This is a genomic window from Pseudoroseomonas cervicalis ATCC 49957, assembly GCF_000164635.1.
Classification (GTDB): domain Bacteria; phylum Pseudomonadota; class Alphaproteobacteria; order Acetobacterales; family Acetobacteraceae; genus Pseudoroseomonas; species Pseudoroseomonas cervicalis.
Genome location: NZ_GG770777.1, coordinates 728,885 through 738,172 on the forward strand (window position 1 = coordinate 728,885; position 9,288 = coordinate 738,172).

7 protein-coding genes are annotated in these 9,288 nt (G+C 72.3%); 4 read left to right on the forward strand and 3 right to left on the reverse strand.

All coding sequences use genetic code 11. The features are described from left to right. Positions 1-172: 172 nt before the first annotated feature. Positions 173-760: a LysE family translocator gene (locus HMPREF0731_RS03125; protein ID WP_007002562.1), complete on the reverse strand. Its 588-nt coding sequence runs from the start codon at positions 758-760 to the stop codon at positions 173-175. 352 nt (positions 761-1,112) lie between these two features. On the opposite strand from HMPREF0731_RS03125, the gene HMPREF0731_RS03130 reads away from it, so the two are divergent. Then, positions 1,113-2,558: a GGDEF domain-containing protein gene (locus HMPREF0731_RS03130; protein ID WP_007002563.1), complete on the forward strand. Its 1,446-nt coding sequence runs from the start codon at positions 1,113-1,115 to the stop codon at positions 2,556-2,558. Positions 2,559-2,570: 12 nt separating this feature from the next. Here HMPREF0731_RS03130 and HMPREF0731_RS03135 read toward each other — a convergent pair whose 3' ends face one another. Continuing rightward, positions 2,571-4,022, reverse strand: coding sequence for an N-acyl-D-amino-acid deacylase family protein (locus tag HMPREF0731_RS03135; protein ID WP_007002564.1), 1,452 nt, complete (start codon positions 4,020-4,022; stop codon positions 2,571-2,573). A 153-nt stretch (positions 4,023-4,175) separates the two neighbouring features. Between HMPREF0731_RS03135 and HMPREF0731_RS03140 the strand changes: the two genes are divergently transcribed. From HMPREF0731_RS03140 to HMPREF0731_RS03150, 3 genes are all read left to right on the forward strand, one after another. Continuing rightward, positions 4,176-4,946, forward strand: coding sequence for an IclR family transcriptional regulator (locus HMPREF0731_RS03140; RefSeq protein ID WP_007002565.1), 771 nt, complete (start codon positions 4,176-4,178; stop codon positions 4,944-4,946). Positions 4,947-5,092: 146 nt separating this feature from the next. Beyond that, positions 5,093-7,465 (forward strand): penicillin acylase family protein, encoded by a 2,373-nt coding sequence (locus HMPREF0731_RS03145; protein WP_007002566.1) that lies wholly within the window; start codon positions 5,093-5,095, stop codon positions 7,463-7,465. 126 nt (positions 7,466-7,591) lie between these two features. After that, positions 7,592-8,572: an aldo/keto reductase gene (locus tag HMPREF0731_RS03150; RefSeq protein WP_007002567.1), complete on the forward strand. Its 981-nt coding sequence runs from the start codon at positions 7,592-7,594 to the stop codon at positions 8,570-8,572. 15 nt (positions 8,573-8,587) lie between these two features. Here HMPREF0731_RS03150 and HMPREF0731_RS03155 read toward each other — a convergent pair whose 3' ends face one another. Then, positions 8,588-9,106, reverse strand: a complete 519-nt coding sequence (locus HMPREF0731_RS03155) for a YaiI/YqxD family protein (protein ID WP_007002568.1) — start codon at positions 9,104-9,106, stop codon at positions 8,588-8,590. Positions 9,107-9,288: the final 182 nt, after the last annotated feature.

Below are 9,288 nucleotides of genomic sequence, written 5' to 3' on the forward strand. Positions count from 1 at the left end.
CCGCCAGCGCCGCCAGGCCGAGCCCGCCGCGCAATGCGCCGCGCCGGGACAGCGCCAGGATGTGTCGGGTCGCGCTGTCCATGGGGCTTCCTCCTGGCGTGGCCGCGCCATGCTCTAGCATGACGGCATGACAGGAGGGTGACAGCCGGCTGAAGCCCTGGTCAGCCGGCGATCACAGCAGCAGCGGCAGGATGCTGGCGGCCATCAGCAGGCCCAGCGCGGCATTGGCCAGCCGCCAGGCGCGCGGCGTCGCCAGACGGCGCCCCGCCCCGGCGCCGAGCGCCGCCCAGACCGCCAGGCAGGGCATGGAGATCAGCGCGAAGACCAGCACCACCGCCAGCCCGCCCTGCAGCGGCGCGCCGGGCCGGGCGAAGCTGGCCAGCGCCGCCAGCGCCACCAGCCAGGCCTTGGGGTTGACCCATTGCAGCGCCGCCGCCGCCCAGAAGCCCGGCAGGCGGCGTGGCGCCGCGCCAGGGTCGGGTGGCGGCGCGGTGCCGATGCGCCAGGCCAGCCACAGCAGCCAGGCCGCGCCCAGCCAGCGCAGCCCCTGCTGCAGCCAGGGCAGCGCCGCCAGCGGCGCGGCGAGGCCGAGCGCGCCCAGGACCAGCATCAGCGTGAAGCCGAGGGTCACGCCCAGCATGGCCGGCAGGGCGCGGCGCCAGCCGCCCTGCGCGGCGATCGCCGCGATCATCAGCGTGTTCGGCCCCGGCGTGACCGAGGCGGCGATGGCGAATCCCAGCAGGGCGGGCAGCGTCTCCATGGCGGCAGCAGAGCAGGGAGCCGAATTTGGGTCAATACTGCTGACATTTTTCGGCGCGGCACGCCGCTGCTCGGCCGCCAGCCCTGGCAACGGGCCGGGCGGGAGCCTCCGCCCATGGGCAGGCCAATTTCCCCTTTTCCGCAAGCAGGGTGCAAAGCAAAACAACTCACGCTATCATCCGACACCGCCGCCACACCCGGATCGCCACCATGATTGGTCCCATCCGCCACCCCCGCCGCCGGCGCTCCCGCGCCCTGCCCTGGCGCGCGACGCCCCGCTGGGCGGCATGAGCGAGACGACGCGGGCGCCCGCAGCACCGGCACGGCGACGGCGCCCGCGCGAAGGACGCGGCGTGCTCTGGCTCGGCCTGCTGCTGCCGCTCTGCTTCGCGGCGCTGACGCTGCTGCAGCTGTGGGAGCTGCGCGAGGATGCCTGGGACCGCGCCGAGCGCGGCGCGCAGAACCTGCTGCTGGCGCTGAGCCAGGACATCGAGCGGCAGATCGACATCTATGACCGCGCCCTGGCGGCGGTGGCCCGCAACGCCCGGCTGCTGCGCGAGGAGGAGCTGGCCGAGTCGGCGCTGCTCTTCGCCCCGGCGGCGGCGACGCGACACCTCGGCCACATGACGCTGCTGGACGCCACCGGCCAGGTGGTGGCCAGCTCCGACCCCGGCGCGGCGCTGCACCAGGATGTGTCGTCGCGCGCCATCTTCCTGCGCCACCGGCTGGAGCCGGAGCTGGGCCTGCTGATCAGCCCGCCCTACCAGGATGGCACGCGGGACGGTTACTTCCTGGCGCTGAGCCGCGCCGTCCGCGACGCGCAGGGGCGGCTGGCGGGGGTGGTGCTGGGCACGCTGCAACTGTCCTACATGCGCCAGCTGGCCGGCGGGCTCAGCATCGGCCCGCACAGCACCATCAACCTGTTCAACACCGAGGGCGTGCTGCTGTATCGCGAGCCGATGGGCAGCGGCCGGCCGGGCATGGACCTGTCGCAGGCCCCCACGGTGCGGCGGATGCTGGCCGAACCCTCCGGCCAGTTCATCGGCCGCGCCACCTTGGACGGGGTGGAGCGCCTCTACAGCCATGCCCGGCTGGGCGGCTACCCGCTGGTGCTGAATGTCGCGCTGGCGACCGGGCCGGTGCTCGACCCCTGGCAGGAGCACGCGGTCGGGACCATGGCGATGGTGGCGCTGCTCTGCCTTGCCACGCTGCTGCTCGGGCTGCGGCTGCAGCGCGAGCTGCGCCGCCGCCGGCTGGCCGAGGCGGCGGCCCGGGCGGAGAGCCAGCGCTACCACGCCCTGGCCGAAACCGACGGGCTGACCGGCCTCGGCAACCGCCGGAAGTTCGACCGGCTGCTGCGGCTGGAATGGGAGCGCCAGCAGCGGCTGGGCCAGCCCCTGGCGCTGCTCATGCTCGATATCGACCATTTCAAGGCGTTCAACGACAGCCAGGGACACCTGGCGGGCGATGCGGTGCTGCGCAGCCTGGCCGGCTGCATCCGCAGCTGCATCCGCGCCGAGACGGACCTCGCCGCGCGCTATGGCGGCGAGGAATTCGCCATCCTGCTGCCGGGCGGCGCGGAGGAGGCGAAGCACCTGGCCGAGCGCATCCAGGACACGCTCTACCGGCTGAACCTGCCGCACCCGGCGGCGCGCTCCGGCCGGATCTCGGTCAGCCTGGGGGCGGCGGCGATGGTCCCGCCCGAGCAGGGCCAGCCGGCCATGCTGGTGCAGGCGGCGGATGCGGCGCTCTACCGCGCCAAGCAGGCCGGGCGCGACCAGGCGGCCTACGCCGCCTGAGCCGCCCGCCGCTCAGCGGTTGCGGGTGACGAGGCGCCCCGGCTTCTCGCCGGTTTCCTTGCCGGCGGCGAAGGTGGCCACGCCATTGGCCCAGACCTGCTCGATGCCGACGCTCATCTGCACCGGGTTCTCGAAGGTGGCGTTGTCCATCACCGTGTTGGGGTCGAACAGCACCAGATCGGCATAGGCGCCCTCGCGCAGCACGCCGCGATCGACCATGCCGAAGACCTGGGCGGCGCGGCCGGTCATCTTGTGGATCGCCGTCTCCATGTCGAACAGGCCGAGCTGGCGGGTGTAGAAGCCCAGCACGCGCGGGAAGGTGCCCCACAGGCGCGGATGCGGCTTCTCGTCATGCGGCAGCCCGTCGGAGCCGATCATGGAGAGCGGGTGGCGCATGATGCGGCGCACATCCTCCTCGTCCATCTGGAAGGTGACGGCGCCGGCCGGCGTCAGCCGCTCGGCCGCGGCGCGCAGGTCGGTGTTCCAGCCGCGCGCGATCTCGGACAGGTCCTTGCCCGCCATCTCCGGATAGGGCACCGACCAGGTGATGATGGTGCGCAGATCGTCGCGCACCCGGTCGGGCATCAGCACGGTGGAGCCGGCCGGATAGGGATAGACGTCGAAGGCCACCTCCTGCATCGAAGCGGCGGCCTGGATCAGCGCCAGGGTCTGCACAGAGCGGCCGTAATTCTCCGGCATCGAGCATTTGTGGTGGCTGATATGCGCCGGCACGCCGATGCGGCGGGCGATCTTCAGCGTCTCCTCGATCGAGGCGCAGATGAAGTCCGCCTCGTCGCGCATATGGGTGACGTAGAGCCCGCCCATGGTGCGCATCGCCTCGCCCACCGCGACCACCTCCTCGGCCGAGGCCTTGGCGTTGGGGGCGTAGTAGAGGCCGGTCGAGAAGCCCGAGCCGCCCTCGGCCAGCGCCTGCTTCAGCCGCGTCTGCATGCGCAGGATCTCGGCATCGGTGGCGGCGCGGTAGGGGTCGCCGCCCATCGCCTCGACGCGCAGCGTCTGGTGGCCGATCAGCGCGTAGGTGTTGACCTCGCTGCCCTTGGTCTTCAGCGCGTGGGCGTAGTCGCCGAAGCTGTCGAAGGTCCACCACTGCTCGTCGCCCAGCAGGTCGAGCGGCGCCGGCGGGCGCTTGTCGGTGTGGCGCATCGGCGCCAGGCTGATGCCGCAATTGCCCACCACCACGGTGGTGACGCCCTGGCTGATCTTGCACAGCGTGCAGGCCGGGCCGCAGAGCACGGCGCGGTCGTCATGGGTGTGGGCGTCGATGAAGCCGGGCGCCAGCGCCTTGCCGGTGGCGATCACCTCGCGGTCGGCGCTCATGCCGCCGAGGTCGCCGACGCCCACGATGCGGTCGCCGACGACGCCGACATCGCCCACCCGGCGCGGCCCGCCGGTGCCGTCGAACAGGGTGGCATCGCGGATGATCATGTCGCAGCGCAGCGCCATCAGCAGGGCTCCTTCGGGCAGCTTGCAGGTGGAGGCGGATCATGCGCCGTCGCGGCGCGGCGATCCAGCCGGCCGCGTCACTTTTTGCGGCGCGCATGGCTTGCGCCGCCGCGCCGCGCGCCGCAAAGCTGCCCGCCGAGGAGTCCGCGTCCCATGCCAGAAGACCGTTTGTTCGTTCAATCCCTGCAGAAGGGCCTGGCGCTGCTGGAGGCCTTCGCGCGCCAGCCGGGCGAGCTCAGCCTGAACGAGCTGGCGCATCTCTCCGGCATCGACCGCTCCTCGGCGCAGCGCATGGCGCACACCCTGCTGAAGCTCGGCTATCTGGAGCGCGGCGCCAATGGCCGCGGCTACACGCCGGGGCGCAAGATCCTCGACCGCGGCTTCGACTTCCTGCGCTCCCGCCCGCTGGTGGAGCGCGCCACGCCGGTGGTGATCGAGTTGCAGCGCAACACCGGCGAGCGGGTCGATCTCAGCCTGTTCGACGGCACCACCATCGTCTACGCGCTGCGCCGGCAGAGCAAGCGGGAGACCTTCTTCGCCACCCTGGTCGGGCGGCGGCTGCAGAGCTTCAGCACCGCCGGCGGCCGCGCCTGCATGGCCACCCTGCCGCGCGAGGAGGTGAACGCGCTGATGGCGCGCTCCGACATCCGGCCGGTGACGCCGAAGACACTGCTCGACCCCGACGCCATCCTCGCCCGCATCGAGCAGGCGCGGCGCGAAGGCTACAGCGTGGTGCAGGAGGAAATGCTGATCGGCGAGGTGGTGGTGGGCGCCGCCATCCTCGACCAGCAGGGGCGGCCGGTGGGCGCGGTGCACATCGCCGGCTCGCTCTCCGAATGGCCGCCGCAGCGCTTCGCCGCGCGCTTCGCGCCGCTGGCGATCGAGGCGGCGCGGGCGCTGGGCGGCGGCAGCGGGCTGCGCTGAACCGCGACTCCGCTGCCCCGCACAGCGGTTTTTCCGAGCCTTCGGTAGCGCAGAGCGATATTCGCGCGGCGCGCGCATTGCGCGGCCGGGGTTGCGCTTCTAGCCTCCCTCCCCTTGAGCCTGCCGCACGCCAAGGGAAACGCCGCATGACCGACCCCGCCCCGCCCGCCGATCCGCTGCTCGCGGAGACGATCGCGCTGCCGGGGTTGCGCCAGCCCGCCTCGATCCATGTCGATCGCTGGGGCATCCCGCATCTGCGCGCGGAGAATGAGCACGACCTGTTCCTGGTGCAGGGCTTCAACGCGGCGCGCGACCGGCTGTGGCAGATCGATCTCTGGCGCAAGCGTGGCCTCGGCCTGCTCGCCGCCGATTTCGGGCCGGGCTACCTGGCGCAGGATTATGCCGCGCGGCTGTTCCTCTACCGCGGCGATATCGAGGCGGAGTTCAACGCCTATGCCGCCGATGCGCGCGCCATCTGCGAGGCCTTCGTCGCCGGCATCAACGCCTATGTCGCGCTGACCGAGGCCGAGCCCGCGCGGCTGCCGGCGGAGTTCCGCGCCCTCGGCACCCGCCCGGCGCGCTGGTCGGCCGAGGACGTGGTGCGCATCCGCAGCCACAGCCTGACGCGCAACGCCTTGTCCGAGGTGCTGCGCGCCATCGTGCTGTCGCGCGCCGACCTCGCCACCGATCTGCTGCGCAAGAATATCGAGCCGCTGCACGAGCCGGTGCGGCCCGAGGGGCTGGACCTCTCCGAACTCGGCACCGAGGTGCTGACGCAGTTCAAGCTGGCCACCGCCGCCGTCACCTTCTCGCCCGAGCGGCTCGCCGCGCCGCTGGAGGAATGGCGCCGCTGGACCGGTCTCACCGATCTCGGCGAGGTGGTGCAGGGCGCCGAGATGGAGGGCTCCAACAACTGGGCCATCCATGGCAGCCGCACCGAGAGCGGGCGGCCGATCCTCGCCTCCGACCCGCATCGCGCGCATGCGGCGCCCTCGCTGCGCTACATCGTGCATCTGGACAGCCCCGGCTTCAACGCGATCGGCGCCGGCGAGCCGGCGGTGCCCGGCATCTCCATCGGCCACAACGGCACCAGCGCCTTCGCGCTCACCATCCATGGCGCCGACCAGGAAGACGTCTATGTCTACGCGCTGGACGCGGAAGACGCCGATTCCTACCGCTATGGCGAGGGGACCGAGCGCATGCTGCTGGTCACCGAGCATTTCGCGGTGAAGGGGCATGCGGAGCAGTCGCTGGTGCAGCGCTTCACCCGGCACGGGCCGGTGATCGCGCGCGATCTCGCCGCCCGGCGGGCGGTGGCCATCCGCAGCGTCTGGTGGCTGCCCGGCTCGGCCCCCTATCTCGGCAGCCTGACCACCATGCGCGCGCGCAGCCTGGAAGAGTTCCGCGCCTCCATGGCGCGCTGGGGCACGCCCTCGGTCAACATGGTCTATGCCGATCTGGCGGGGCAGATCGCCTGGACGCCCACCGGCTACGCGCCGCAGCGGCCGAACTGGGACGGGCTGCTGCCGGTGCCCGGCGATGGGCGCTATGAATGGTCCGGCATGCTGCACCCGGAGGAGCATCCGTGGCGCGTCGACCCGCTGGAAGGCTTCGTGCACAGCGCCAACGAGCAGAACCTGCCGCCCGACTGGCCGCATGCCAAGAAGACCTATGGCTATGAATGGAGCGAGGATTCCCGCGCCACCCGCATCCGCGAGGCGCTGACCCGCGGCCCGCTGCTGACGCTCGCCGATTGCACAGCGTTGCAGACCGATGTTCTGTCGATCCCGGCGCGGCGGCTCTGCGCGCTGCTGCTGGCCCTGCCGCGCGGCGCGGCGCCGGAGTTCTGGGCGGCGCAGACCCTGCTGGAGGATTGGGACCACCGCTTGGCGGCCGACAGCCCCGCCGCCGCTTTGTTCGAGGTGTTCCTGACCAAGCACCTGAAGCCGCGCCTGCTGGCGGCGCTGGTGCCGGATGCCGCGCTGCGCCCGCTGCTGCTGCCGCAGGACATGGAAAGCCTGCTGCGCGTGCTGGAGCAGCCGGATGCGCGGCTGCCCGCCGCCGCGCGCGACGCGCTGCTGGCGGAGTGCCTGATCGCCGCCTTCCGCGATTGCGAGGCCCGCATGGGCGTCAGCCCCGAAGGCTGGGCCTGGGGCCGGCTGCATCATGGCTATTTCGCCCATGCGCTGCAGGGCATCACGCCGCAGACCGCGGCGATGGATGTCGGCCCCTACCCGGTCGGCGGCAGCGCGCAGACGCCGATGCACACCGGCTACCGCCCCGGCGATTTCCGCTGCCAATACGGCGCCTCGGTGCGGCTGGTGATGGATGTGGGGGCATGGGACAACAGCCTCTGCATCAACGCCCCCGGCCAGTCGGGCGACCCGGATTCGCCGCATTACGCCGACCTGGCGCCGCACTGGGCGCGCGGGGAGTATGTGCCGCTGCTCTATACGCGCCCGGCCATCGAGGCGATGGAGATGCAGCGCATCCTGCTGCTGCCGGCCGAGCCCGGCTGAACCGGTTCACGGGGTGGCGATGCGCGCATCGCCCCCCTGCCCCGCGGCAACTGCCGCGCGCATCATGCGTCTCCCACGGGACGCCCCGCCCAGGGGCCATCCCCCGGCAACCGGAAGGAGACCGCCATGGCCACCAGCCCCCGCTTCGCCCCGCCCGGCCCGCTGGGCTTCGGCGGCGCGCCGCTCGGCGACATGTTCGCCAAGGTGGACGACGCCACCGCCGAGGCCACGCTGCGGGCCGCCTGGGACAGCGGCATCCGCTATTACGACACCGCGCCGCATTACGGCTCCGGCCTGTCGGAGCACCGCTTCGGCGCCGTGCTGCGGCAGCAGCGGCGCGACGATTACGTGCTGTCGACCAAGGTCGGCCGGCTGCTGGTGCCCGACACCAACCCCGACATCGGCCACCCCTTCAAGAGCGCGCTGATGTTCCGGCGCGAGGTGGATTACGGCGCCGCCGCCGCCCGCCGCTCGGTGGAGGACAGCCTGCAGCGCATGGCGATCGGGCGCATCGACATCGTCTATGTGCATGACCTCGCCACCGACCATCTGGGCGATGGCTATGACGAGGCCTTCCGCATCGCGCGCGAGGGCGCCTTCCGCGAGCTCATCAGGATGCGCGAGGAAGGGCTGATCCGCGCCTGGGGCCTGGGCGTCAACCTGCCCGAGCCCTGCGTGCGGGCGCTGAAGGAATCCGACCCGGACGTCTTCCTGCTGGCCGGGCGCTACAGCCTGCTCGACCTGTCGGGGCTGGACGAACTTTTCCCTCTGTGTGCCGAGCGCGGCGCCCATGTCGTCATCGGTGGCCCCTACAATTCCGGCCTGCTGGCCGGCGGCAACACCTTCGACTACCAGGACGCCCCGCGCGAGATGGTGGAGAAGCGCGACCGCATGGCGAAGCTCGCCGAGCAGCATGGCGCCGACCTGAAGGCGGCGGCGCTGCAATTCTGCGCCGCGCATCCGGTGGTGGCCTCGGTCATCCCGGGCGCCAAGCATCCGGACCGGGTGCGGCAGAATGTGGAACTGATGCAGGCCAGGATCCCGGCCGAGTTCTGGGCCGCGCTGAAGCAGCAGGGCCTGCTGCCGCAGGATGTGCCGACGCCCTGAGGCCGGGCCGGCGGCTCAGATCTCGTCGAAGATCGGCCGCCACAGCCTGGGCGCGCTGCCCTCGCGCAGCGCCGCCTGGGCCTCATTCTCCAGCGCGGTCAGGAAGCGCGCGCGGTCGGCCCCGGCCATCGGCGCCGGGCCGCGCGTCTCCACCCCCATCTCGCGCAGCTGCCGCGCCACCTCGCGCCCGGCCAGGGCGTTGCCGATATTGTCGGTGCTCCACAGCCGGCCATTCGGCGCCAGGGCGCGCGCGCCCTTCTCCAGGCAGCGCGCCGCCAGCGGGATGTCGGCGGTGACGCAGAGGTCGCGCGCGGCGATATGCTCGGCGATGTGGTCATCCGCCGCATCCGGCCCCGGCGGCACGATCACCCGGCGGATCCACTCCGCCTCCGGCAGGCGGATGCCGCGCGCGCCGTTCGAGACGACATGCACCACCAGGCCGAGCCGCCCGGCCACGCGGAACACCTCCTCGCGCACCGGGCAGGCATCGGCGTCGATCCAGATTTCGGGACGGGGGGCGGGCGGGCTGATCATGCGGCAGATCTAGTCCGGCGGCGCCGCTTTCCCAAGGGCCGGAAAGTGGCCCGGTCCTTGCTTGGATTTTTCCAAGCACGCCAGAGCACGGGTCGCCGACGAAGGAGTTGCGCATGCCGCAGACCCCCTGGCCCGCCCTGGCCGTCCTGTCGCTTCTGGCCGGGCTGGCCGCCGCCCCGCCC